A 25,756-nucleotide genomic window follows, 5' to 3' on the forward strand; every position below is an offset into this window, starting at 1 on the left:
TTCCCTGCAAAGAACCTAGGTGCCGGCGGTCTTCTTCGGAAGAAAGCGTTGCATACTCGTTCGCGCGGTCTCGTGCAGGATGTCCTGAGCGAAGTAGCGATTCGCCAAGTCATCCATGACTTCTGCTCTCGCGGTCACCGACGTTGAAAAAAATTGCTTCGTGGTCAGCACCGCGTGAGCCGGCATTGCCGCCAAGCTCTTGGCGTAGTGGAGCGCTGCCTCGCGAGCAGTTTCACTTGGAAGCGACAGGATGTCAGCCAGCCTCAACCTGTGAGCCTCAACGCCATCGATCGCAGACGGGCTCCAGCTCAAGGAGCGAGCTGCAAACGGTCCAACGCGTGCAGCTAAGGTATCCAGCCCGAAGCCGGGCAACCAGCCTAGAGAAACCTCCGGCAAATGCCAGCGCGTTACTGGAGCCGTTACGACAACGTCGCACGAAGCTGCGAGCATGAAGCCGCCACCCAAGGCAAACCCATCGACAGCACAGACGACAGGCTTTCTGACAAGAGGGAGGGAGCGTACAAACGCGCCCAGTCGGCGATTCAGATCAAAGGTGTCGTTGATGTCGCCGGCCGAAAAATCCTTGAGGTCTGCACCGGCTGAAAAACCGGGACCGTTTCCGGCCAGCAATATCACGTTGACGTCTTTATCGTTGGCCGCCCTGTCTACCGATTCAAGCAGATCTTCCAAGATATCTTGGCCCAGAGCATTTCGCCGCTCTGGCCTATTCATTGCGAGGATCTCGACCTTGTCCACGTAGTCTCTTGTAACGAACTTCACGTCGGCCCTCCCTTACGCCTGTCCGGCGCTATCGAGGAAGCGGACGGCCAAATTCATTGGCTCATTCTTGAAGATCCTGGCATCCATCATCTTCAGTTCCGGCGACACGGCTACCTCGAATTCGATGTTCGGCAGCACGTGCTTTTCGACTGATATGCCAGGCGCGACTTCGGTCAGCATCAGGCCATCGCGCGTAAGCTTGAACACGGCTCGCTCGGTAATGAATACGACCTCTTGCTGACGCTCGTTCGCAAAAACGCCACTGAACGTGATCTGGCAGACGTCCTTCACCCATTTTTTGACCGTCCCCTCGCTCGCAATGACGAGAGAACCGCTGTCAGGGAACACCTTCAATCCCGACGCCGTGAAGGTGCCGGAGAAGACGACTTTTCGAGCGCCCTGACTGATGTTTATGAACCCGCCAGGTCCTATGATCTTGTCGCCGAAGCGGCTCACATTGACGTTGCCGTGCCGATCAACTTCGGCGGAAGACAGGAATGCGATGTCGAGCCCGCCGCCATCGTAGAAATCGAACTGATCCGGTTGCGGCGCTATCATGTCGTAGTTCGTGCCAGCTCCGGCATCCTGACCGGGCGCAGGGATACCGCCGATCACCCCCTGCTCTGCCGTCAATGTGACTGATCGGTATATGCCTTCTTCGGCAGCGACGACCGCAATTCCGTTCGAGATACCGTAGCCGATGTTGACAGTCGCTCCGGGGGTCAATTCAAGCGCCGCGCGGCGCGCGATCACCTTTCTCACATCGAATGGCAGAGCAGCGATTTTGCCGTCCGGCACGCGCATTTTTCCCGCATAGGCCGGGCTGTACTCCGTGGCATAAGTCTGTCGCTGATTGGGATCGACGACGAGGTAGTCGACCAGAACACCAGGTATTCTCACTTCTCGCTGGTTTAGCGTATTGGAAGCGGCGACCCGTTTGACCTGGACAATGACTATTCCACCTGAGCGGCGTGTTGCAGCCGCGATCGACATGCTTTCGCCAATATAGGCCTCGTCCTCGAGCGAAATATTTCCCTTCTCGTCCGCAACGCTGCCCCTGAGGATCGCGACCTGGATTGGGAAGGTCTTGTAGAGCAGGTGCTCTTCTCCTTCGATATCCACAACAGCAACCATATCCTCTTTGCTGCACTCGCTCTGCCTGCAGCCGCCGATGCGAGGATCGGCGAATGTCCGGAGCCCAACTTTCGTAATCACACCGGGGCGCCCGGCTGCGTTTTCACGAGCAAGCTGCGCCAAGACGCCCTGGGGAATAGTGTACGCTTCAATTTCATTGGCCAGCGCCCGGCGTCCAAGCGCTGGGCAATTGTTCAAACCGCTCGCCACGACTCGACGAACCAGTCCTGGGGCCGCCAATTTGTTGAACCCGGTCGTGGCCCAATCACCTATGGCCACCGTGCCAACCAGCATCAAGTTCTTAGGAGATGCCCGCTCGGCATGAAGGTCGCGCAGCGCGTCGATGATTAACTCAGGGATGGCGACTCCAGCCGAACCACCGAAATAGACGCAATCGCCATCGGAGATCAGCGATACGGCTTGCTCAGCCGTAACAACTGGCACCTCGCCCGTCCGCTTGTCCTTCGCTCGCATGCCCTCTCCACTGCCCAATCGCCGGCTCATTACGTCTGACCACCAAGCTTTGCCTCAATCACAACGGGGATGCCCAGTGCACCTGCCGCAATGGAGGTCGATCTATGAAAAGGTTTACATGGCGCCCTTTCCCTACGCAAGAGGAAAAGTTGTTTGGCTCGGAATGCCGCCTCCTTTGACGGTTACGAGACCTTTTTCGCCCCATATTTCAGTTCCCGACCACAACGTGATATGATAACGATTTCACAGGATGCTCAGGCGCGCAGCCTTTCAGGGCTCGTTGAGGAAGAAATAGGCTCATGGCTTTGGAAAAAGTGGCTCGTGCGAACCATAGGCAATCGCCGACTGTCGTGGAGATAGCTCAGCGGGCCGGCTGTTCTATCGCCACTGTTTCCCGCGTGTTGAACCGACCGGAAACCGTCGCAATCGGTTTGAGGGAGCGCATTCTGCGGATCGTTGATGAGCTCGGCTACGTTCCCAACGGATCAGCACGCGCGCTACGATCCTCGCGCTCCCGACTGATCGGCGTGATAGTTCCGACGCTAGACAGTGCGATTTTCACTCGAATGCTGGAAGGCCTGGAGAGCCGGCTAGCGCCGGCGGGTGCGTCGCTGGTGTACTCTGCAACAGCTTACGATTTGGACCGAGAGATTCGCGTTGTACGCAATCTCATTGAAAAGGGCGTCGATGGCATTGTTCTCGTGGGCACTTGTCATCGAAAGGAAACCCTGAAGCTGCTGCGCGAACACAAGGTAAGATTTGCTGTCACCTATGCCCTCTCGGAAGACGTTTCGATTCCTAGCATGGGTTTTGACAATCGCAGTGGCGGGGCTCTGGCAGCAAACTACCTTGCAGATCTGGGTCACAAGAATCTTGCAGTCATAGCCGGCGTAACGCGCGAGAACGATCGTGCATCCGGTCGCCTCGAGGGTTTCCTGGCCATGGCTGAACGTCGTGGAATAGACCGCTCCAGCATTGTCGTTGTGGAATCGCCGTACGATTTCAGCCGTGGCCGAGCCGCAGCTAAGATCATTCTCAATCAAAATAGAGATGTATCGGCGATATTTTGCGGAAGCGACGTGCTTGCTGTCGGAGTTTTGCGCGGCTGCAAGGAAGCTGGATTACGCGTACCTGAAGACATATCGATAATTGGTTTTGATAATCTCGATATTGCCGAATACCTCACGCCCGGCCTTACGACGGTAGACGTCCCAGCTCGAGTGATGGGCGAACAGGCAGCAAACTACTTTTTGGCAGATCACACTTCGCTGGACATACATTCCCGAGTGGAGCTCGAAACACGGTTGATCGTTCGAGGATCAACTGCACCTGCGCGAGATCGCCAATGACAGAAGACGAACCCGCGTGTTGTCTGGTGCCACTAAACTTACAGGCCGAACGACAGTCGTTCGTTGCGCTTCCAAGCCTCCTCAACGGTGTTCGCGCCACCTGCGGCCGATTGCGGCCGAATAGCAGGAGGGCTGACCGCTATCGCCCATCGTAATGCCTGGCAGATTGCTCGGGCCCAAGGATGGGGCCATTTCTCACATACTGCTCGAGCCATAGAACGTTCGTGATACCGGATCGATGCGTCCTACACCAGCTGCTCGTTTCAATGCTACTCATTTCCCGGAGAGAGATCTTTGCTCATGCAATCACCAAAAAGTGCGATCTATGGTGGCCTGTTTCCCGTCGCGCCAACGCCATTCACGGACTCTGGCGATCTTGATATTGAGGGGCAACGGCGTGTCCTGGATTGCATGATCGATCAGAAGGTCGACGGAATTTGCATCCTGGCCAACTATTCCGAGCAATTCCTGTTGTCCGACGAGGAACGCAGATTGCTCGTTGACCTCTCCTTGTCTCATGTGGCCGGCCGCAAGCCGGTGATGGTGACCTGCAGTCATTTCAGCACTCGTATCGCGGTGGCGCGCGCGCGCTATGCAGCGGAAAGAGGCGCAAGCCTTCTCATGCTGATGCCGCCTTATCACGGTTCAGGTCTCAAGGCTGACGAATCCCACATGATCGAGCATTTCGCTCGCGTTGCTGATGCGGCAAGAATCCCGATCATGGTTCAGGATGCGCCTCTCAGCGGGGTAACGCTTTCGGTACCTTTTCTCGTGCGGCTAGCGCGAGAGGTGCAGCTCGTTGACTATTTCAAGATCGAAGTTCCGTTTGCTGCAGCGAAGCTGCGAGACCTTATTGAAGCGGGAGACGCTGCCATAGCTGGTCCGTTTGACGGAGAAGAAGCCATTACCATGATGGCAGATCTCGAAGCTGGCGCGAGCGGAACGATGTCGAGCGCGCTCTGTCCCGATTTGTTGCGCCCTGTTTTCGATCATCATAAGGCGGGTCGGAGCGCGGACGCGGCGGCTGCGTATGCAAAAGTGCTGCCGTTGATCAACTACGAGAACCGTCAATGTGGCCTTCGCGCGGCCAAGAGCGTGATGAGGGAAGGCAACGTCATCAGGTGTGACGCTGTGCGGCATCCCTTGGCGCAAATTCATCCAAAAACGAAAGCCGGGCTGATTGAGCTTGCCCGCGGGGTCAACCCGTTGGCTCTCCACTGGGGACGCTGAATAGCTCTGCTGAAGTCACTTACCGGGCGACGTGATCTGCAAGACCGACGTTTATGCACATACAGATCGGATCCGAGTTTAGAGCAGCTTATCGATGACAAAGAATCATATTGCTGGCGAGTGGCTTGCTGCGGCGAAGGCCTCTCCAAACATCAGCCCCTCGAACACCAGCGCCGTTGTGGGCGAGTATGCCCGCGCCTCGGCCATCGAGACTGAGCGCGCGATTGGCGCCGCTTCTGATGCCTTTCCCGCTCGGTCACACTCCGCTATTCAGGCTCGGCATGACATCCCAGAGGCGGCTGCTCTGCACAAGCTGCAGGGGCTTGTCATTGACGATGCCGTGAAAGCCGGGACAAATGTCGGGCCGGTCGCCGATGAGAGCCAACTCGAGCAGGACCTCCAGTCCATCAGCATTGGCCAGGCGGAAGGCGCCAAACTTATTGCCGGGGGCAAGCTATTGAAACGCGAGGCGCCCGGATTCTATCTCGCACCCGCGCTGCTCGCGGAGCGTGAGCAACAAGATTCGTGTGGCGCGCAAGGAGATTTTCGGGCCTTTTGCCACCGTGATCTGGGCCAAGGACTATGATGAGGCGCTTGAACTCGCCAACGACACCCCGTCCGGCCTCTCGTCGGGGATCTGCACCCCGAGCTAAAATACGCCAGTCACTTCAATCGCAACGCAGAGGCCGGCATGGTGATGGTCAATCTGTCGACCGCTGGCGTGGACTATCACGTACCGTTCGGCGGCCGCAAAGCGTCAAATTATGTATCCCGCAAGCAAGGCCGCTGCGCGCAAGAATTCTACACAACGGTGAAGACCGCATACGAGACAGCAACGGTCACAAGGACAACTGGAGCGAGTAAGCGAGTTAAGCGGCAGGTTCCGATTCCGATTTGACCAAAGTCACGCCGGAGGCAGGCATTTGAGTAGTCCGACGATCAGAGACATTGCGCGCGAAGCGAATGTTGGGACTGCAACCGTCGAGCGGGTTCTCAACGACCGCGGCGGCGTGAGGACCGAGCTAGCCGAAAGAGTCATCAAGGCCGCGAAGAAACTAAAATATGGCGATCGGCGATTTAGGCCTCACAGCGGCATCATTCGGATCGAGGTGCTTCTGGTTCAGCCGGAGGCTGAGATGTTTTATGCCGACCTCAACGCTACTTTCCAGCGAATTTCTGCCTCGCTGGACCCATCAATTTTAGTGCACCGAACGTTCGTTCGAGAGGACGATATCGCCGCTATTGCCCAACATATTGCAAAGCCCCCAGTTCGCCGAGCCGGTCTTATCGTTCTGGCTCCAGACCATCCGAAAATTACAGAGAGCATCCGCCAAGTCCGCATGTCGGGCGTGGAAGTTGTGCAGTTGCTGACGGGAAGCGCCGGCGAGGATGTGCCGTATATTGGCATCGACAATTATGCGGCGGGAAGGACTGCCGCCTACTATATGTCGCACATGCTACAAGGACGTAGCGGCAGTTTCCTCGCCATGTGCCACAGCGGAGCTTACCGGGCACATAGGGAGCGAATACGCGGCTTCTCCGACTATCTCACACAGCATAGGAATGGTGATCACCATTTCTACCTTGTCATTTTCGGACATGACGACAATTTGCTTTCGGCAGAACGGCTCGCCGAGGCGTTGCAGGACGACAATCGCGTTATCGGACTTTACACCGTAGGTGCCGGTAGAGAGGGAATCGCGGCTGCTTTAGACACGCATCCTGCCAAGGTATTCTGGATTGGCCACGCTCTCAGTCACGGCACCGCAAAATGTCTTCGGTCCGGTTTGATGGATATCTGCATCGATGGTGCGCCGGCGACCCAGGCGCGCCGCTCGCTGGATACTGTGCTTCGCCGTCTCGGGCTAATCGATGTCGATGTGAGCAACGCTCCTGTTGAGTTTCTCACCATCACCGCGCAGAATCTCTCGATCAGCATTTGATCGCTTCAACGACTTGCTCCGCGCGCAAGAGGAGAGGCTGTCGTGCGGCCGAAGGCTGGCTCTCGTACGCCCTACCGGGAGGACAAAAAGAGGCCGCTGCTGGACTGCTCCAACAGCGGCTTAAGTGCAGGAGGAGCAGACGAGGCCGGTCTGCCAGCGGATAGTTGCGATCGGACGCGATACGCTCCGGCGTCGACGCTTTATAAGCCGCCAGTTAGGCTCCTCGTAGCGATGCTGGCTCATGACCTATGCCGCTCATCATTCCACTGCAAAGTCTTGGTCTGACGGAGGTACCGCAGATCGCCAGGTACTCTTAACCTGGTCCTTCGCAATACCCTGTTCATGGGCCTTTCGTCTGTTCGATGATAAATCGGGTCGCATTGACAAAGTCGGACAGAGGCTGGCCGGCACGGCGGTAGACTTCCCGATCTAAAACCAGTCGACGGCGCCCTGCGCGCTTCTCGCAGTGCTCCTTGATAAGCAAACCGCCCACCGGGACTTCTCCTTCGTGGGGTTCTGTCTCTCGGCAACTCCACCCGGCTTCCCCATATCGAGCTCTTACTATGAGTGCCAACAGATATGCTTTCTTTCGCCAGAAGGGACGAGCGTTCGGATCCGTGTCGATCCGAATACCTTGCAACGCGCCAGTGCCGTCGACGAGGCCCGTCAGCAGCACGGGATGACCGCCGAGCTTCGTACCCCGATAATTATCGCTGAGCACCGCCAGTGGATTGAGGTCGTCATTGAAGCGAAACGAGAGACTGTGCAAACCCGTTTGATCAGCGGGACACGCTTGGAAGTCGTTCCAGCCAGCCAGCTTGGCTCCTTCTTTGCCGGCACAAGCAAGATTGATATACTCCTCAGGCGGGATGCTGGCGACCGACATCCCAATACTGAGGTCGCGCAAATCGGCGGCCTCCCCCGCATTGGCGCTACCGCGCGCGGTTAATAGGAGTAACAGTGGTAGCACCCAGACCGATGGTGTTCGGGTCATGGCTTCTTTTCCGTCTCGGTCGCCTGCGAGTTGATCGAGATGTTCTTGTAGACTTCGCAGGCCCGTGAGCCCTCTCCATAGAAGTCAGTGCAGTCTTGATACCTTGGCGGCCCCTTCCCCTTGATACGCTTGAGAACATAGTCAACGACTTTCTCGATCTCCATCGCCCGGAGAGATGTCGCTGCATCCGGAGGCAGATCCTTGCCGAGGTCTTGAGCCGTGATGCCTAAATAGCAGCGGTACTCCTTGTAGGCGTCACGATCAAAGTGCGGCATTCCCGTTCCTGGCCGTCCACAATGGACGACCTCGACGATTTCATCGCGGGTGAGCTGTGTTGCTCGCAACGAGAGCGCTGCGCCACCATAACCGCCGCCTCCATCGCCATGCCATTTGTGGCAGCCGACGCAATTTGCTTTTTCGTAGATGCGCTGCCCTTCATCGAGCGCACGGTGCACTCCGTTGACAACCGGCCCCGGTACGGGTGTGCCACCTTCGCCCCGAGCCAAGTTTGATAGCGCGAGAAGCGCCAAGCAAATGCCTGCGATCAAGCTAATTGCGCCAAGGCGCAGCGCGCTCTTAGCCCTCTGATTCGCGCGCACAACTGTCAATTCCATTCCTTTTCTTTTGAACTATCGACGAAGTGGGGCGCACTGAAGCGCCCACTTCGCCAACCAGCGGATCACAATGCGAAAACGTAAAGCATGGAGCCCGGGGGGACCTTCTCCAGGCCCTTTGTGGAATCAAGGTTCCACTTGTCCCATGCGCCGCCCAGCCCCACGAGAATCGCGATATATTGCTTTCCGTCGACCGAGAACGTCATGGGTGGAGCGTTGACCCCGCCGCCCGTGTTGAACTCCCATAGCTTGTTGAGAGTCTTGGCATCGAGAGCGTAAAGCTCTCCGGAGGGATGGCCAGCGAATATCAACTCAGGAGTTGCAAGAAGCCCGCCCAGCATTGGATACTTGGTCTCATACTTTCCCGTGACCCTACCTGTGGTCGCGTCGATAGCTGTCACGCTTCCTGTTATGGGCATCTTCACGACTGGACCGCCCCCTGTGAAGAATTCACGAGCCTTCCAGTCGCCAGGTTTGGTCTCCTTGTTATCCAACTCGTCGCAGCTCTCGATGACCGGGATGTACCAGGTGTTCAGGTCCGGATGGTATGCGGTTGGCGGCCAGTTCTTGCCACCGTTATGTCCCGGACAAATGGTGACATGCGTGTTCTTCCGGTTCAGCGTAGCCTGAGGATCGTAGGTCTGCACGGGTTTGCCGGGATCATACTCAATCGGTTTCCCAGTCTCAGGGTTGATGCCCTTGGTCCAGGTTACCTTCTTCACGAACGGGGTGGCCCAAAGGAAGGAGCCGTCGGTACGGTCGAGCGCATAACCGAAGCCGTTGCGGTCGGCTTCAAGGACGACTTTGCGCGTCTTTCCATTGAACGTGAGGTCGACGAGAACTCTCTCCGCAACACTATCATAATCAAATGGATCATTGGGTGTGTGCTGAAAGTGCCATTTGATCTTGCCGGTGTCTGGATCCAGCGCAAGGGTACTATCAGTATAAAGGTTATCGCCTTGACGGTATTCGGAATCGAAATCCGGTCCAGGATTTCCGACGCCCCAGTAGATCAAGTGAGTTTGCGGATCGTACGACCCAGTCACCCAAGTCGATCCGCCGCCCGTCTTCCACGCATCATGACCATCCTTCCAGGTTTCGTTCCCCGGTTCACCCTTTGCCGGGATCGTATAGGTTCGCCACACTTCCTTTTGAGACTTCAGGTCGGTGGCAGCAACCCAACCTCGGATACCGTACTCGGCACCCGCCACACCAGTGATGGCCATGTTCTTGACGATCAAAGGCGCGCCAGTGATCACCTCGCCCTTGTCGGGATCGGCCACTTCACGCTCCCAGGCGATTTTGCCATCGTCCTTATTGGTCACAACCAAACGCCCATCAAGGGTATGGGAGATCACAAAATTGTCCCATAGCGCAGCGCCTCGATTGTTGACGCCGCAACAAGCAATTGCGCCGGCCCAGTCGTGGTCGGTCTTCGGGTCCATTTTCCAGACCAGATTTCCGTTTCCGCCGTGAAGATCGATCTTGTAGACAGATCCCCATCCGTCGGTGACATACATGAATCCGTTCTCGACAATCGGAGTTCCTTCGAGGCCGCCGTGACTCCAAATGCCGCCACCTTCGATACCGCCCAGCGCCATTGTCCAAGCAACGTGCAGCCCCTTGACGGTATTCCGATTGATCTGGCTCAGAGGTGAGTAACGCTGTGCCGTGTAGTCGCGGTGGTGATGCAGCCAGTTGCTCGTTTCCTGCGTCGCATTGAGAAGCCGCTTTTCGGTCGTCTCATCGGCAGCGGCCGCCGCACTGCCGAGGACCCCTGCCATTAGGCCAATTCCGACGATCACGCTAAAGGTCTCCCATACTCCAGCGCGCGCCCTGCTTACCTTGGACATCCCTTCACTCCTCTAGTGGCCAACAATTTTTGATGATTGTGCTCGAGCTCAATCGCCGCTCTAGGGCGCACCCCAGACTGGATCCGCTGGTAGCAACCACAGCGGCAGATATTTCCCGCCATTGCATGGCTGACCTGCTGATTGGAGGGATCGCTGATCTCAGCAAGGAGTGCAGCGGCCTGCATGATCAGTCCTGCCTGGCAATAACCGCATTGCGGGACGAGCTCCTCTCGCCATGCCCTTTGAACGGCGTGATTACCCTCTGCATCCAATCCTTCAATTGTGATGACTGGTTGCGTAACGTCACCGACGGCCGTGATGCACGACGCGACTGCGTCACCGCCCACGTGGACCGTGCAGGCGCCGTACTGAGCATTCCGCAGCCATATTTCGCGCCGGTGAGCCCGATCACGCAGCGAAACTCCCACAGCAGCGGCCTATCCGAGGCCACGTCGACGGTGTATGATCTCTCCTTTATCGTAAGCTCAACACTCATCTCCAGACCTCCTCCAGATCCTGCGCCTGGTGGTTTGCAAGCCGAGCAAGCGACATCGTGGGCGACAGGTCAGCGCCGGCGCACAGCGCCTCCCCCGCTCCAAGACCTGCCGTCTCGCACCTATTCAGCAGCAAATCGGGTGAATGGGGAGCAGGACTCCTCGCTCGAACATCGATCGCTCCCGCACGGCGTTCGCGCCTGTCGTCTGCCCTCCCCTTTCCTTGTTTTAGTCGTCTCGGCTCTTCCGAAGATCGGAAGCGCCAGCTTTTTGTGATACAGAAGCAGCGGCTTACAATCGCGTTCCGCGCTGATCAAAATCCATCAACGGCAACTGATGAGGCCGGCGGGCTAAGATATCAGACGCGAGGGAGGCGCTTGGCGGGGTTGTCCTTAGGCGGGTGAGGACTTCGGTGGGCCAAGCGTGAGGATCGGCATCAGTGATCCCGGGGGGACTAGGCGCCAAGCCCGGCAACAAACCCGCAAACCTCCAGTTGTGGCGGACGACTGCCCCGGCCCGGATCTTGCGCTCAGCAGGGTTGCACGACAAGAACCGTCCCCCGTCAGGGTCGCCCGTCAGACCGCCTCATCGGGTTAGGCGATAGACAATGGATTTGCGGCCTTAACTCTGGCCGAAGATCTTTGCACATCGCCGCGCAGCCTAAGCTTTCTTGCCACCATGAGCGGACGACTGCGTTCGTTGCGCATACGTAGCCGCTCCTGTGGCGTCAGCCCATGTCGCGCTTGATGATCGATTTGTCGCATCGGGGCGTTGGCGAGGCGGTCAAGATCGGAAACATTAGGTGCGCATGCGCCACGCCCGCACAGTTTGGCTCAACTCTGCTGCGTATTTTCCCGCGGTACATTCGCGATGATCTGCGCTGCAGATGGAACTTTCAAAGATGTTGATGACATCCGCTTGAATCGCGCGGCCGCTCTACGTCACTCGCTCGAAGATAACGTTGATATCAGTCATTGCAGCAAGCCGATATGATCTGCATTCCATCAGATTGATAATTCGACCTCTGTTACCCTTCAAAAAATGCTCACTCGGCTCGCACTGAATAATGCTCGGCCTGATGCGCTCGTAGTCAATGGCCTTGACGAGATCGTGATCCAGTCCTTCACAATCGATCGACAAGAAATCAATTCTGTTGGCATAGGCATTCAAGAGCTCATTGATTCCAAGAGCGCTTACCTCGATCTGTTCTCGGATGCCTCCCAAGCCGTCGAAATCCCCGAAACTCGCAATATGCGCTTCATCCACTGAGGAAAGCTCATGCGCGTTTCCAATGATAAGCGTCGCAGACGGCCTCGGCGACGGCAAGACAACTGATGGCACGAGAATGTCTTTCGGTCGCGCTGTCCTGATCAGTGCAGCCAATTCAGGATTGGGTTCGACCAAAACACCTCGCGCGCCTCTTTGGTACATAAGATACGTACTCGAGGTAGAAATGGGGTGATTAGCGCCGATCTCGACATAGAACACACTGTCCCAGGTTCTCTGGCTTTTGCAGAGCCTTGCAGCCATGATCCCTTCAACAATCACGTCTTCTCCGCCTTGTGCGTAGCTGACGGGAGCGAAGTGCTTGATCCGAGAGTTCGGAAGGTTCAGCCTATCGACCTCTCGGTTTATGGATTGATTTTCAAAATCGGACAACATGGGCGGGCTCACTCTCCAAAGCGGGTCTTGGGCAAGGCCGCCAGGACCGGTTTGCCCAAGACGGCTCACAGATCCTTAGGCAATCGGTGTGCCACGTGTAGCTTTGATTCTCGCCTGCTTAAATGCTTGTGAGACAGAAATGTCTCATCGAATGGCTACTACACTTTGTAGAGCTCGTGACATTCACGCCATCAACCCAACTCCACGATCTGATAAATTTTAGGAGGACGATTTCATGCGCAATGACGACGTCACATTAAAGAACTCGCGACTGGTGCTTCAAAGACTGACATGCCGTTAAAGTCAACCTACAAGCGCAGCTAACACTTGACACTGGCTTGTCTGGATGTCGGGTACTCGTACCTTGCGTTCGCATGTCGATCTCGGGGAAGCGCGGGCGAGCGAGTTGCGGCTTCTTCAGCCGCCAGCGAGATGCGGCATGCTCTGGGCCTCGCAAACTGAGCTCTGGAGTTATTCTAGCTTACGAAGCGTCAGGTCGCCGCGACGGCACTTGGTATGGCGCATCCGACTTCGAAGGCGCTTCAAGGAATCGGACACGCGTTTGGATTTTAGATCGGTGTTTGCGTCATGTATCGGAAGAACACGGAAGCCTAGCCCAGTCGCATCACGGCCGTCGGCGGCAAGCGGGACGTCTGTTTCTCGCGCGGTCTACATCAACGCCGACGGAAATAGCCGAGCACGGCTTGTACTAGACAGCCAAACAAATGACGCAACGTAAATTGCCCGCGCAGATACCATGGCGAACGGAATAGGGAGACCCAGGATGCCGCTGCAGGGAGCCAAAGCAATTACCAGATCTTCGCACGCTCGACGTTGGACCAGATAACGTCGAGCGCTTGAAGCTTGGAACGAGGAGCAAGCAGTTCAGTCAAATTTGTAGGAGGCCTGGAAAAATGTGCCCCATCGTTCCATGCGATAGTTCGAAGAAGAAGGCCCATAGGTTACAGGATAGGAGTTCTCCGCCTCGGCCGTGGTCTGGAGCAGCTTCCTTTGGTTTGGAGTCCACATCGCCCAATACCGGCCACCGATGCCAACGCTGACGTTCTTGGTGATAGAGTAGGATAGGGCTGCCTCGAGCTGCACACCACCGCCGCCACCACTCCCGCGTTGATCGTCGAAGGTCGTTGAATGGCGCAGCAGATGGTTGTCGCGCCCGCGAAAATCCGTCCATGGCAAGTAAGCGATGTCGGCATTTATGCGCCAGCGGTCTAGCAATGTGGTCTCGGCGCTGATGCCGACGCGCAGCGCATTCCAGTCAGTGTCTTGGCTGCCGATAATCCTTCTATCGCCCGGAGCGAGGCAAGGTGCCTTGGAGGAGACCGTCTGCACACATCCGATCGAGTCAGACTTCTGGCCGTAGTAGCTCCAGCCCATGAACCCGCCAGCCTTGTAGGTGCTGCCGCGCAGGACATCGTAACCGGCATCGGCGGTATAATACGTGAACCTTCCGTTGCCCTGGCCTGATAGGTGGTTTTGATAAGCGAGCGGGTCCACGCCCCAATCTTCATTGTTGATTTTTCCGTCGTTGAAGCGCCCGAATCCGATATTTCCCTTCAGGAAGATTCCCCAAGGGCTGTCCAGCCGCTCGAACAACTCACCGGAAATCCCATCAAGCCCATGATAAGTGAGCCTTGATATTAGATCAGTACTCCCGACATCCCATTGAAACCTCCCCCGGCTCAACCACAGCCGTGTGCCGCCTTCCAGCGACCACCCGCCAGCAAGGCCACTGGGCGAGGCGCTGACGGTCGGCTTCTTTGCGTATAGCGGCGTATCTGGCTCTGGCGCCTGTGGGAGTGCGTCAAAATGGTAGTTCAGTCCAAGCTTTCCGATGTGATAGCTGCTGGACAGGCCGGTCGTGTTGGCGGGGACGGTTGCGAACGGCGGATATTGCAGGGTCGGAGGAGTCGCAACACTTGGTCCGTTGAACTTCAGATAGTCGTACTCTAGGCTCAGGGACCATGCGTTCGTAAGTGCTTGCTCGACGCCTACGCCGATTGTGCCACCGACACGACCATAGGCGAAACGGGTGGAATTCTGTGGCGCCCGGCCAGATCGGTAAGTGCTGTCCTCAGCGAATTCGTTGTTGTTGGCGACAACGCCGCTATTGTTCTGCCACGCCAAGCCTCCCTTGAGATAAACAAGTGTTTGGCCATGCGGGCCGAACGCATACCCGAGGCGACCCGTTCCGGTAGCAAACACGCTTGGACCGGCGCTGCAGTTTGCGCTGATGACAGAGCTGGAGGCTGCAAGACAGGTGTTTGTACCGTCTGAGGCAGCGCGACTAGCATCCAGTTCAACGCCGAATACCCATCGTTCGTTCTGCCAGTTGTAACCGATCTGACCTCCCGCCAGAAACACGGGGGTTTGGACAACGTCTCCATAGAGCGACTTGCCATAGGGATCGCTGAATGATGTTTGCCCGTAACCCCCGCCGACGTGCCCACCGATATATCCTCCGGTCCATCTCCAGACGGCGGTGGGGACATTTACCGCCCGCTTAAGATCGGTCGAATTGACGGCACCGCCTGCAACGAGCGCAGCTGTTGTGACGCCACAAAAAAGAAGTTGGGGTCGCATTCTTCCTCACGTAGACAAAACGCGCGCCAAACTTGCAACGCCAACTCAATGGCTGGCGTTGTTGGCTCGCTTCCACGGCGCTTGTGGTGTGCAGGATTCGGACCAGCGGACGCACAGCGGCTTTCAATGGCGATGTTGTCTTCCCTACAAGATTGGTGCGTTTGAAACTGGCCGCTCGTCTAAAGTCCGACACGCGACGCACGCTGCATGCCGGCTCGGACCGATTGATTGCTTGAATAATCTCTCGCAAGAGTCCTTCTCTTGCTCCACGCTCCTCGGCTGTCGTACGGCTTGGGCCGATGAGGCCTCATTAGCGCGGGCGATAAGCTCGCAGACGGTAAGGACGACGCAGACGCGTTCGGCGAGGCAGCCGACTACGCTCCTGGTTCGGGCCTCCTTTTTTGCGAGCCTTTGTGGAATTGTCGATCGGCGACGAGCGGTAATCTAGTCTCTTTGTGTTCTTCGGCGGTTTCTTCTCAAACCCTTCTCGTACTTGATCGGCAAGCGAAGGGCGTCGTCCCTTCGAGCTCCGCCTCGTTCTTTACCGCCGCAACAGCGACGATCGGCAGCTTCACCTCCTGCCAGCAACGGCTTCACCGGACCGTTCTCACTTCCCTTCCAGTGCCGAAAGCCAAGTCGGTTCAGGTCGAGAACCCTCCGACAAAGGACCACACTTCCCATCCTCGCCGGTCATGTCGAGCTGGAAGCGGCTTAGCAGAAGACTGCCAGGAACAACCGAGGGAGACCTCGCAGTAAAGCTGGATGACGAACTATTCGGCTTCGAACTACGCTACTGATCGAGGTCGAGTCCAGGAAGGTCTCCAGCTCAGCGACCGGGCCGTCTGCGCGGGGGTGACGCAAGGCATCGAGTCCTCTCATGTCTTCCTTGTTATACTTTCCTTGCTACCCTGATGATAGGTCTTCATTCTGCCTGCGGTTGCGCATCAATAGCGCGCTTTCGCAAGTCAGGCCATTTCTCGGCGGAGCTGGCTGCAACGTCTTATGATTATTTCTCTGTTCGGGAGAGACAAGAAATGGCTAACGCCGAGCCGGCGATGAAGAACTATCCCGAATTATGTGCTTTTGAGCGTCGTGCTCATGGCGTGCCGGTGCTACACACTTTCTATGATTTAGCGCCTGTGTCTTCTGGCTTTAGCTCTGGCGTCAACCCTGGTTCATCAGCAGTTTTTGACCGTGCCGACTAAGCTATAGGATCTAAATATCGATCTGTGGACGTCTTGGGAGCTAGGCTCGCGGGAAGCAGAGTTCCACTGAGTGGCGGCAACTGGATCAAGCCAGCAGGATCGTCAGCTACACCAGCCACTTGGCACGAGCGCGCTTAGAGTACCGGCTGCTGATCATCACGGTGCAAGTTCATGAAGAGATCGATGGCCGGGACGAGCCCGGCCATGAAGGGACGAGGTAGTCACTTCAACTCTGGTGCCGGCGGGGTAGCGGGCTGCGCTGCGGCTTGCGGGGCGCGCCCGACCAGGACGGTAAGAAGCCCTTGGCCCCACAGGCGCCTCGCAGCCTTTCCGGCATCTTCCAGCGTGACCGCATCGATGATCGCGTCGCGTTTCGCAATATAGTCGATGGGCAACTTATCTATCTGATATTGCAGCAGCTCGCGGGCCAGCTTGGACGAGGTGTCGAGTCCGAGCATTTGCGAGCCCTTGAGATAGGACTTGGCATCGTCGAGCTCTTTCTGGGTCGGACCTTCCTCGGCGATGTGGCACACCTCCCGCGCAATGGCATCGATGGTCTCGCCGGCGCGATCGCCGCGCGTGGCGCTACTGCCGATGTACACGGCCGAATGCTCCATCCATAAGAGCCACTCGGATGCCGAATAGACCAGCCCCCGCTTCTCGCGCACTTCGCGGAAGAGCCGGGAAGACAAACCACCACCGAGAATGTGGTTGACGATATAGGCAGCCATGAAGTCCGGATCACTGCGCTTCACGCCGGGCCCGCCGAAGCTGATCGCCGTCTGATGGACGTCAAGGGGAACGTAGGCCAAACGCGGCGGCGCGGCCGCTTCGACGTCGGCGACCGGCTTGAGCTCCGCTTTAGCTGGTAGCGCGCCAAAGGTTTGGTCGAGCAGTTTACCCAGCGTTGCCGGATCAATGTCGCCGACCACCGCGATCTTCAGCGTGTCCTTGGCAAGCACACGGCCGACATAGTCCTTCATGTCGGTGACCTTGACGGTCGGTACGCTGTCGAGGGTACCGTTCGTCTGCCGGCCATAGGGATGATCGCCGAAGGCGACCTGCAGGAATTTGCGGTTCGCCAGCGCGTTCGGGTCGGTGGACTCATGGCGCAGGCCCGAGATGACCTGCGAACGGATCCGTTCGACATCGGCCGCTTCGAAACTCGGCGAGGTCAGCGCGCTCCTGAGCAGGTCAAAGGCCTCGTCCTTGTTGTCGCGCAGCATGCGGAGGCTGCCGCGGAACGTATCGGGGGTCGCGCTGAAGGAGAGTTTGATGGCGCGGCGGTCGAGCCGTTCATGGAACGTCTTGGAGTCGAGATCGCCGGAGCCCTCGGCGAGCAGATTGCCTACGAGATTGGCGACACCCGGTTTGTCAGCAGGGTCCTGCGCCGCTCCGCCGGCAAAGGAATATTCCATTGCAATCAGCGGCACTGTGGCGTCCTGGACGAACCAGGCCTCGATGCCGCCCGGCGAGACGACGCGTTGGATCTTTGCCGCCGCCTGCGATGGCGAGATGGTCGCGAGCGCAAGGGCGGCGCCGGTGGCAAGGAAGAATGCAACTCGAAGAAAAGAATAGCTCACGAACGCTTCTCCTCGTGCTTGGGGGTGGTGGTGTCCTTGATCAGATAACCGGTGACCGAGCGCGCCTTGTCGAGCCATTTTTGCGCGACGGTGCGGACTTGTTCCGCAGTGACGGCACGGATGCGGTCCGGTCGGCTTTGGATATCCTCGATGGACAGTCCCGTGCTGAGCGCTTCTCCATATTGGTACGCGAGAACCATCTGGTTGTCTTGGGCATAGATCGCCTCCGCGATCAGCTTGGTCTTGACCCGTTCCAGATCTTCGGCCCGGATCTGGTTCCGCGCTATGTCAGCGATGACGCTGTCGATCACCTGCTCGATTTCGGCGAAGCTGACGCCGGGTTTCGGCGAGGCCGTGATCGCGAACTGGGTTGGGTCGAGCGAGATGCGCGAATAGCGGGCGCTGGCGGAGACTGCGAGCGGCTTGTCGACGACGAGGGCGCGGTAGAGATAGGAATTGCTGCCGCCGCCCATCAATTGCGCGAGCACTTCGATCGCGGCGCTCTCGCCGGGATCCGCAGTTGTTGCCGAGGGGACCACATAAGCGCGCGTGACGCTTGGCTGCTCGACGCGGGGATCGGACAACGTGACGGCGCGCGACGCGGCCGTTTCCGGCTCCTGCGTACGGACGCGCCGCGCCGGGATCGCGGGCTGGGCCGGGATGGAGGCGAAATTGCGTTCGACCAGCGGGCGGATGTCAGCGGCCTCGACGTCCCCGGCAATCACCAGGATCGCATTATTCGGTGCATAAAAGCGGCGGTAAAGCGCCAGCGCATCCTTACGATCGAGCTGTTCGAGCTCATGGTGCCAGCCGATTATCGGCCGACCATAGGGGTGATTGAGGTAAAGCGCGGCCATGATCTGTTCGCTCAGGCGCTCGTTGGGATCGTTCGCGCCCGTGTTGTACTCTTCGAGCACCACCTCGCGCTCAGGCAGCACATTCTCGTCGTTAAGAACCAAGCCAGTCATACGATCGGCCTCGAACGCCAGCATTGTCGGCAATTGTTCGCGCGGGACGCGCTGGACGTAGGCGGTATAATCCTCACCCGTGAAAGCGTTTTGATTGCCCCCGACGCGAGCCACCGTCTGGATGAATTCGTCCAGTGGATGTTTGTCGGTGCCCTTGAACATGAGATGTTCGAGGAAATGCGCGAGTCCGGACTTGCCGGCTGGCTCGTCGGAGGAGCCTACCTTGTACCAGATCATCTCCGTCACCACCGGTGTGCGATGGTCTGGGATCACGACCACCTGAAGTCCGTTACTCAGCATGAAGCTGGTGGGCGGAGCCGATGAGGCCGTGGTTTGGGCGAACAGGCCGCCAGTGGAGAGCGCGCAAGTCGTGAGCAGTGCGGCAACAAGGCGAGCCGCCCATCGATATGAAGACATCACAATCCTTGTAGAGGCTCGAACCCGAAAGTTCGGGAAGAAAGTACGAGAGGTCGGTGGGCCTTTAGCCCCGGCGTCATTGATAATGTTCGTCAGCTGCTGGCTTGGCATGGTCGTTTGAGAGCTCCATAAAAATTCGTTGGCACAAGGAGTGAGTCGCGATCGATGTCTTTCTCTGGCTGTCCGACAACTCAATCGAACTCTGGCTGTCCGACAACTCAATCGAAGGTTCCTTACGCGATACTGTTGTCGGTCCGATGTGTTTGCGCATACCTTGAGCATTATTCGTGCCAAAGAAGCTCCTTCAAATCAGCGGGAGCAGCCCAGACAGCGATGTCGCATGTCCAACATCGTCGGACATCTACACCCTCAATCGATTGACGTGTGCGTGCCGCGTCGACAAAAGCGTGCTGCTCATCGAAGTTACCATCAGGCGCGCGAGCTTAGTCGCGACCAGCCGCAGCGGCATGCGGTATTATGCGGAGCACATGGACTGCAGAAATGGCTGTAAGCCGACAGCAATTTTTCCTTGCTATCAACATTACACCGAGGCTCTATCCGCCGAATTGATGGCGCTGCCTGCAGCGAGCGCAGCTGCTGTCGCGTCGCAAGAAGAAGTTTGGATCGCATTTCACCTCACGAACACAGAACGCGCGTTACCTTGCAACGAAGACCGAATGGCCGACTGATTGGCGCCGCTTCCGCAGCGTTTGTGGTTTGCAGGATCTAAGCCGGCGGACGCAATTCGCATCCGCAGCGGCTTTCGATTGCGATGTTGTCTTCGCAACGTGCGTTTACAAACGGGCGGCGTGTCTAAGATCGGACACGAAACGCACGCTGCACGGCTTCGGTCGATTGATTAAGTGAATGCTGTTCGCATCTGGCTCGCCAACACAAGCAGCACGACCATGAAGTCCAACGTGATAGCCGCGCTGTCGGCGGCTGTTCCTTTTGAAGACAGTATTGACAATAGGTGCGGCCGGGTCAGCACCGACACTGGCGACGCCTATCGCACGCGGAACCGACGCACCTCTTCACAGCCTCCAACAGCAAACTCCGGCGGATCTGAAACTGGAAATATCGATTCATCGATCAGCAGCGTCCGAGTAAGATCTTATTTCCGCGATAGTTCTTTCAGCGGGACACAAGACGCCCTCTTGTCCCGAAGGTACGAGAGACCCAGCGCGCTCGACCATGCTACTTGCCGTCCCAAGCGGCTAACGCCTTCAGATAAGCATCTTTTTGATCAACGCTCGTCGCCACATGATCAGGTGGTCTGACATCTGGAAGGTGCGCCACTGCCTAAAGGTGTCAGCCGTCGGCGCGCCTCAATCGTTTGCGCGCTGTGACATGGCGACACTTCGCGCCATCCTTGCGCATGGCTGCCGAATCACGCTCGAGCGATGCGCTTACGAGCAAGAAGAAAGATGCACTGCGATGCAACCTCCTCTGATGAGGCTTGCGTCGACACTCATTTATGCCCGGTTGTTGAGATGATCCAACACGTCGGCAGAATCAAGGTAGACTGCTCCACCGACCTGCACGCGACGAAGGTGCTGGCGGTATGCGCCGCTGCTGGTCTCATACACATTTCCAATCGGCCGAGGCACGTCTCCACCCTGGTGGATGAAGACCTCAGTGAGGGCGCGCCCCGTCATCATTGCCGGGCGTGAGATGCCCAGAAGACCGAGCACTGTGGGCGCAAAATCGCAGATATTTGAGGGGACTGTTGAGACGAAGCCGTCTTTGACGAGCGGTCCTGCCAAAATGCCGACAGACGACATCTCTTTGGCATGCAACCCGCCGTGCACTCCGAAGCCGACTGGCCCATCTGCACTCCAACTGCGCCCGATAAGACCAAATGGATCGAGGCCGCCGTCCGACCGAAACGAGAACAGGATATCCGCCGATCGGGCATGGTCGGCGAACACCAATTGCCGGGCGAAGCTGCCGGGTGCAATGCCATCGACCGCCCCGCCCGCTGTGAACACCGGACCGCACCAGGGTCTTTCGATCATTGCCCCGACGGCTCGACGGATAACGCTCTGCGATGGCTCAGCGAGGTAAATTGCTCCGACTTGCCCAGGTATGACGATGGCATCGATCCCGGTCGCCGGTGCCGTGCTGCAGCGCAGCCCCGCAGTCCCAAGTGTTTCGAAGAGGTCGGCCCGCTCATGGACCGTCACGTGCCCATGGTCAGAGGCTGCAATTAGGTGCACGCCTTGGCACACGCCTTCAGCTTCCCACCAATCGAGCACGCGGCCAAACTGCCGATCGACAAAGCTGATCGCTTCCAGGGTCTTTGGCGCGCCTGTTCCACAAACGTGCGAGGAATTATCAGGCTCGCCGAACGAGAGAATTGTGACGTCGGGCCTAATTTGAGGCCAGATGACCTCGAGGAACGCTGAACTTAGAAACGATTGAGAGGCAAGATCTGGGGTGCCCTGGGGGGGCGGCGCAGGCGTCGGCCCGAGCAGGGTCTCCACCTGTCTGAGCATCTCGGCGGAGGTCGCGATGCAAGGGAAGTGGCCGGAGAGCGTCAACTGGCCGAGCTTTCGGGCCTTGTGGTTCAGCAGGCGCGTTGCTCCCGGCGAGTTTGAAGCCAGGACTGACAGCGTCTTGCCGTTAGCCGCGAGGATCTCGCCAAGTGACGGCACACCGAGTAGATGACCACCGCTCGCGGCATCAAGGTCCTCGATCAGACCCGCGTCACTTGTGTCGACCAGGCGCGGTGCCGGAAGGTGCCGGTCTAGATACTGATTGCCGACGATGCCGTGCCGATCGGGCGTTGCGCCGGTGATGAGGCTCGTGAGCGCTATTCGTGTTTCGCTGGGATAGACGGTCCGCTGCCGGGCCAACACCGCACCGCGGCGCTGAAGCCTGACCAGATTCGGCGTCAATGATGGTTTGACGAGATCGGGCCGAAGCCCATCAAATAGGACGATGAGGACCCGATGCCGGTCCGGTCGGTTGGACATGATGGTAAGGCTTTCGTCTAGCTGGCACCAGCGCACCGGGGGGCGGCCGGGGCTTGGTGCCGCTGCCCAGCGCCTTTATCGCGGGGACCGACGCCGATCGTTTGCGGAAGAATGATGCCGGTATGAAGCTCCCAGCCATGCTGACCAGAACTTCGCCGGCGTGCAGCCCGGCACTGTGCCCGGATGACTGCCGTGAGAGCGCCACCAGCTCTCCTCAGCCGCAGACTGGGCCGGGGGAGATTGGGCGGCGGCTGCTGCGCTAGCGGCTTCTGAGCGACGAGGTTGCCTAGGATACCCAGCAAGCCAATGTGAGCATTGCCTCGCAAACAACAGAGCAAAGGCTCTGTCCAATCGAACCTGCACGGCGCAGTAGCCGATCCTGATCTGGTCGACCATGCGGTTGAGCGCGGAATCGTGCCTGCCGCGGATCGCTTGGCGGCTTGATTCCGGCAATTGCGATACACCACGTGTGCTTGGCAGGAATTCGGCGGCTGCGGAGATCGCAGACAACCGACCAGCCAATGGCCAATCGACATGCTTCGGTCGAACGTCATCGCGGCAGCGTGTTTTGCAATTGGCTAAGCCGCATGACTTGTCACAGCAATCGATTTCGAGGGAGGGGCTCGGTTGAGCCATTCTGCCGGAGGTGACAAATTGGAAAGCTGGCGAGTTGCGAAAGAAGTCTTGAGGAGGCCTACCCGCTCCCGAACGAGCCCGCCACTTGGGTCATCTATTTTTAAAACGGAATGATCGAGAAATGCGATATCGTGCCTCTCTTACACTGAGGGCCGCGCTGCGAGGTTCGATGTTTGATTGCAGTCAATCTTGAGTTTCGACCGGCTCGCATTTGGCCTGGTAAATGTCCTGGCGTATGGTCGCCGTTTGGCAGTTGTAATATGCGCAAATCAGTGAGCGCGCCTTGTCATACTGCGGAACCGCAAGACGAGAAGCACCGCATAGATCGTCGTTCCCGTCGACAAGCCAATCCATATGCCAGTTGCGCCAAGACAAGCTTTCAGACCGAGCCAATAGCTGAGGGAGAAGCCGATCAGCCACCAACCAATGATCGCAAACAGAAGCGGCATCCGCGTGTCCTTCAGTCCGCGCAGGCCGCCTGCGGCAATGCACTGGACAGCGTCGGTGATGAACAGTGTTGCGGCGACAACGAGCAGCTCGGCAGCAAGGCCAGTCGTTGCCTCACCGGCCGATCTGCCCAGAAACAGCTTGACGATCTCGAAACGCGCGGCGATCAGCGCGAGCGTTAGCGATGCTGCTATGGCAACACCGATCAGCATCGCTGCTAAATGTGCCCGCTTGGCGCCTGCAATGTCGTTGCGGCCGGCCGCATAGCCAACGCGCACGGCTGCGGCAGTGCCAACGCCCACATAAATCATGAACAGAATTGCGGCGATCTGGACAGCGATCTGATGGGCGGCCAATGCACTGGTGCTGATCAAGCCTGCCAGGAGGGACGAGGCCCAAAATAGCCCCGACTCGATCCATGAAGCCATTGATATCGGCACTCCGATTGCGATGAGCTTTCGCATGACGCGCCAATCGAAGCGCCAGAAATGCGCAAGCACATGGTAGTCACGGAACGGACGACGCAGTGCAGCGAACCACAAGCCGGCTAGAAACATGCTGCAGTTTACCAGCGTGGTCGCAAGACCTGCCCCCAATAGGTCCAGCCGAGGCAGTCCAAGCTTTCCGTAGACCAGCATATAGACCAGCAAGGCATTCAGGGGGGTCGCTGATAGCATGATCCAGAAGATAGGCTGTGGCCGGTTGACCGCGCCCATGAAATTGCGGATGCCGAAAAATGAAAGTGCCGGCGCCGCGCCGAATCCTAATCCGAAGAGGTATTGCTGGGCGAGCCGCGCCACATCTGGGGCTTGGCCTAACGCAATAAGGATTTGCTCTGCTCGCAGCGCCACAGCAATGATTGGGAAAGACAGGACCATGGCGGCCCATAATCCCATGCGCAGCGCACCCCGTACTGCGGCTAGATTATTCGCTCCAAACGCCCGCGCTGCCATGGGTGCGATGGCACTTAGTAGCCCCGCGCCTAAGGTCAAGCTGATGAGATAGAACCGGCCTGCTAGGGCGGCCGCAGCAAGCGCCTCGGCGCTGATCCGACCGATCAAGGCAAGGTCAGTCGTTATCATCGCGATCTGCCCAACCTGCGTCAGCACCATTGGCCAGGCGATTTTCGCGGTTTCGCCGAGCTCGACAGCGAAACAATGCATCGTCGCCCGTCTCGTCACTTCTGGGCCCAAGTTCGATACCGGCTTTGTCGCCGCTATTTTGTCCATGTGATCACGCTACCGCTTGCCTCGGCGAGCGAAGCACCGCCTCTTCACCAAGGCATCCACACTTCGTAGTCAGCCCACACCCTGGTTCGTTGCCGGCCTGATGCGGTGCGCAAGTGGCAAAGACAGCTTGGATGCCTCAAAGTCCCCGATCACCTTCGCGCAATGGTGCGCATCAGGATCGAGCGAGATCGATCAAGAAGGCGATTCATGTGCGGGACTTCGTTGATGCCGAAGGTTGGAGGCTCGAACTTGGACCTGATTCCACGCCATGCACTGCAAGCCCATCATCCCGTAAGCTATCCCTGCGTTCCTGAGCAATCGATGAGATCTCACCTTCAAGGCCCGTGCCAACTGCGACAGCTTGATTACGGATGATCCCCGCTTTCATCCAAGCTGACTTGATGCGCGACAGGATGTCTCAAACAAGACAATCGGCATCGCACGCTTGGCGCGCGGGGGTACGATGCTGACCACAAGGTGAGTGGCGACCTCATCGGGTATGAGGACCTGGCAGGATTTCTCGTAACGAGCTCTGAAGCTCGCGCTTTGCGCGAGCGGATCACAGATGTCGAGACGCGCGCGTAGCGAGCCATAGACTATGGTCGCTCCCCCCTCCTTGAGCTTTGCGCACGCTGCCCCGTTTGCCACAGCCCAGGGGCAGGCAACCAGGGGACGGTCGTTGTCTGGAGCGAACTAGATTTGTCGTCAATCACAGAGTGCTGGCTCAAGCTGGTGAAGGGCACGAGACACCGGTGCTCCCGACCTCGTCAGCGCCTCCAGTGCACGGTTGAAATTGATGGTGCCGCTGTCCGGCTCTATGCGGCGCCTTCCTTGAAATCGGCGCCTTGCCGTTTATTTCGAGCTTCTGTTTCGGGGTGGCATCCGTGGCGCTTGCAGCTAGATCGGCGTGTTTCATCGCCGCATGACGATCTCGCGCGTGTCGGGTGATGGTCCATCAGCTTGCGGCTGATCGCCGAAGGCGGGAGAACGTATTAAGAACGCATAGATTCCGATCAACCGGTCTGGCCAGGCGATGCGCAGCTCGGCTCTGGCAAGCAGAACTTTCAGCTTCGAATGCATATGAAAGCTCGAAAGCTGCATATGAAATGCGGTACCCTGGCCCGTTGGTTGCCGTATCAGCAGGTTTCCGTTTGAAAACCGATTT

16 protein-coding genes and 2 pseudogenes are annotated in these 25,756 nt (G+C 57.9%); 5 read left to right on the forward strand and 13 right to left on the reverse strand.

Annotated features, from left to right (window positions below):
* Window positions 1–15: 15 nt before the first annotated feature.
* Together BCCGELA001_RS29225 and BCCGELA001_RS29230 are read right to left on the reverse strand one after the other, a co-directional pair.
* Complete coding sequence (locus BCCGELA001_RS29225) at window positions 16–780, reverse strand: enoyl-CoA hydratase/isomerase family protein (RefSeq protein WP_144441533.1); 765 nt, start codon at window positions 778–780, stop codon at window positions 16–18.
* A gap of 12 nt (window positions 781–792) precedes the next feature.
* Entirely contained in the window at window positions 793–2,388 is a 1,596-nt protein-coding gene (locus BCCGELA001_RS29230; protein ID WP_063921114.1) for an acyl CoA:acetate/3-ketoacid CoA transferase, read from the reverse strand.
* A 299-nt stretch (window positions 2,389–2,687) separates the two neighbouring features.
* On the opposite strand from BCCGELA001_RS29230, the gene BCCGELA001_RS36335 reads away from it, so the two are divergent.
* The 4 genes and pseudogenes from BCCGELA001_RS36335 to BCCGELA001_RS29250 all read left to right on the forward strand — a co-directional run bounded on the left by BCCGELA001_RS36335 (window position 2,688) and on the right by BCCGELA001_RS29250 (window position 6,910).
* Window positions 2,688–3,737, forward strand: a complete 1,050-nt coding sequence (locus BCCGELA001_RS36335) for a LacI family DNA-binding transcriptional regulator (RefSeq protein ID WP_083543430.1) — start codon at window positions 2,688–2,690, stop codon at window positions 3,735–3,737.
* Window positions 3,738–4,037: 300 nt separating this feature from the next.
* Entirely contained in the window at window positions 4,038–4,967 is a 930-nt protein-coding gene (locus BCCGELA001_RS29240; protein ID WP_008558249.1) for a dihydrodipicolinate synthase family protein, read from the forward strand.
* 280 nt (window positions 4,968–5,247) lie between these two features.
* A pseudogene (locus tag BCCGELA001_RS36340) lies at window positions 5,248–5,865 on the forward strand (aldehyde dehydrogenase family protein); the annotation flags it as partial.
* Window positions 5,866–5,890: 25 nt separating this feature from the next.
* A complete protein-coding gene (locus BCCGELA001_RS29250) occupies window positions 5,891–6,910 on the forward strand; it encodes a LacI family DNA-binding transcriptional regulator (RefSeq protein WP_008558263.1) in 1,020 nt (339 codons plus the stop codon).
* 340 nt (window positions 6,911–7,250) lie between these two features.
* Here the strand turns inward: BCCGELA001_RS29250 and BCCGELA001_RS37490 are convergent, their stop codons facing one another.
* The 6 genes and pseudogenes from BCCGELA001_RS37490 to BCCGELA001_RS29285 form a co-directional block, all read right to left on the reverse strand.
* A complete protein-coding gene (locus BCCGELA001_RS37490; RefSeq protein ID WP_144441535.1) occupies window positions 7,251–7,904 on the reverse strand; it encodes a hypothetical protein in 654 nt (217 codons plus the stop codon).
* Window positions 7,901–8,518 carry a c-type cytochrome gene (locus tag BCCGELA001_RS36345; RefSeq protein WP_083543431.1) on the reverse strand — a complete coding sequence of 206 codons (618 nt, stop codon included), beginning with the start codon at window positions 8,516–8,518 and terminating at the stop codon, window positions 7,901–7,903. The genes BCCGELA001_RS37490 and BCCGELA001_RS36345 overlap by 4 nt, the downstream gene beginning before the upstream one ends.
* A gap of 65 nt (window positions 8,519–8,583) precedes the next feature.
* A complete protein-coding gene (locus BCCGELA001_RS29270; protein ID WP_008558270.1) occupies window positions 8,584–10,371 on the reverse strand; it encodes a PQQ-dependent dehydrogenase, methanol/ethanol family in 1,788 nt (595 codons plus the stop codon).
* Window positions 10,359–10,867: pseudogene (locus BCCGELA001_RS29275) on the reverse strand ((2Fe-2S)-binding protein). Before BCCGELA001_RS29275 ends, BCCGELA001_RS29270 begins: the two are co-directional and overlap by 13 nt.
* 934 nt (window positions 10,868–11,801) lie before the next feature.
* Entirely contained in the window at window positions 11,802–12,527 is a 726-nt protein-coding gene (locus tag BCCGELA001_RS29280) for an FkbM family methyltransferase (RefSeq protein ID WP_008558276.1), read from the reverse strand.
* A gap of 885 nt (window positions 12,528–13,412) precedes the next feature.
* Window positions 13,413–15,128, reverse strand: coding sequence for an outer membrane protein (locus tag BCCGELA001_RS29285; protein WP_083543432.1), 1,716 nt, complete (start codon window positions 15,126–15,128; stop codon window positions 13,413–13,415).
* A gap of 1,034 nt (window positions 15,129–16,162) precedes the next feature.
* Between BCCGELA001_RS29285 and BCCGELA001_RS38020 the strand changes: the two genes are divergently transcribed.
* Window positions 16,163–16,333 (forward strand): hypothetical protein, encoded by a 171-nt coding sequence (locus tag BCCGELA001_RS38020; protein ID WP_158511646.1) that lies wholly within the window; start codon window positions 16,163–16,165, stop codon window positions 16,331–16,333.
* 221 nt (window positions 16,334–16,554) lie between these two features.
* Here the strand turns inward: BCCGELA001_RS38020 and BCCGELA001_RS29290 are convergent, their stop codons facing one another.
* The 5 genes from BCCGELA001_RS29290 to BCCGELA001_RS38025 all read right to left on the reverse strand — a co-directional run bounded on the left by BCCGELA001_RS29290 (window position 16,555) and on the right by BCCGELA001_RS38025 (window position 25,671).
* Window positions 16,555–17,916 carry a M16 family metallopeptidase gene (locus BCCGELA001_RS29290; RefSeq protein ID WP_008558280.1) on the reverse strand — a complete coding sequence of 454 codons (1,362 nt, stop codon included), beginning with the start codon at window positions 17,914–17,916 and terminating at the stop codon, window positions 16,555–16,557.
* Window positions 17,913–19,301, reverse strand: coding sequence for a M16 family metallopeptidase (locus tag BCCGELA001_RS29295; RefSeq protein WP_060736904.1), 1,389 nt, complete (start codon window positions 19,299–19,301; stop codon window positions 17,913–17,915). Before BCCGELA001_RS29295 ends, BCCGELA001_RS29290 begins: the two co-directional genes overlap by 4 nt.
* Window positions 19,302–20,776: 1,475 nt before the next feature.
* The gene (locus tag BCCGELA001_RS29300) at window positions 20,777–22,279 is read right to left on the reverse strand and encodes an alkaline phosphatase family protein (RefSeq protein ID WP_060736905.1); all 1,503 of its coding nucleotides are present in this window, start codon (window positions 22,277–22,279) and stop codon (window positions 20,777–20,779) included.
* 905 nt (window positions 22,280–23,184) lie between these two features.
* Window positions 23,185–24,591, reverse strand: a complete 1,407-nt coding sequence (locus tag BCCGELA001_RS29305) for an MATE family efflux transporter (RefSeq protein ID WP_083543433.1) — start codon at window positions 24,589–24,591, stop codon at window positions 23,185–23,187.
* Between the two features lie 912 nt (window positions 24,592–25,503).
* Window positions 25,504–25,671 carry a hypothetical protein gene (locus BCCGELA001_RS38025; RefSeq protein WP_158511647.1) on the reverse strand — a complete coding sequence of 56 codons (168 nt, stop codon included), beginning with the start codon at window positions 25,669–25,671 and terminating at the stop codon, window positions 25,504–25,506.
* Between the last annotated feature and the right edge of the window lie 85 nt (window positions 25,672–25,756).

The organism is Bradyrhizobium sp. CCGE-LA001 (genome assembly GCF_000296215.2).
In the GTDB taxonomy this organism is placed as follows: Bacteria; Pseudomonadota; Alphaproteobacteria; order Rhizobiales; family Xanthobacteraceae; genus Bradyrhizobium.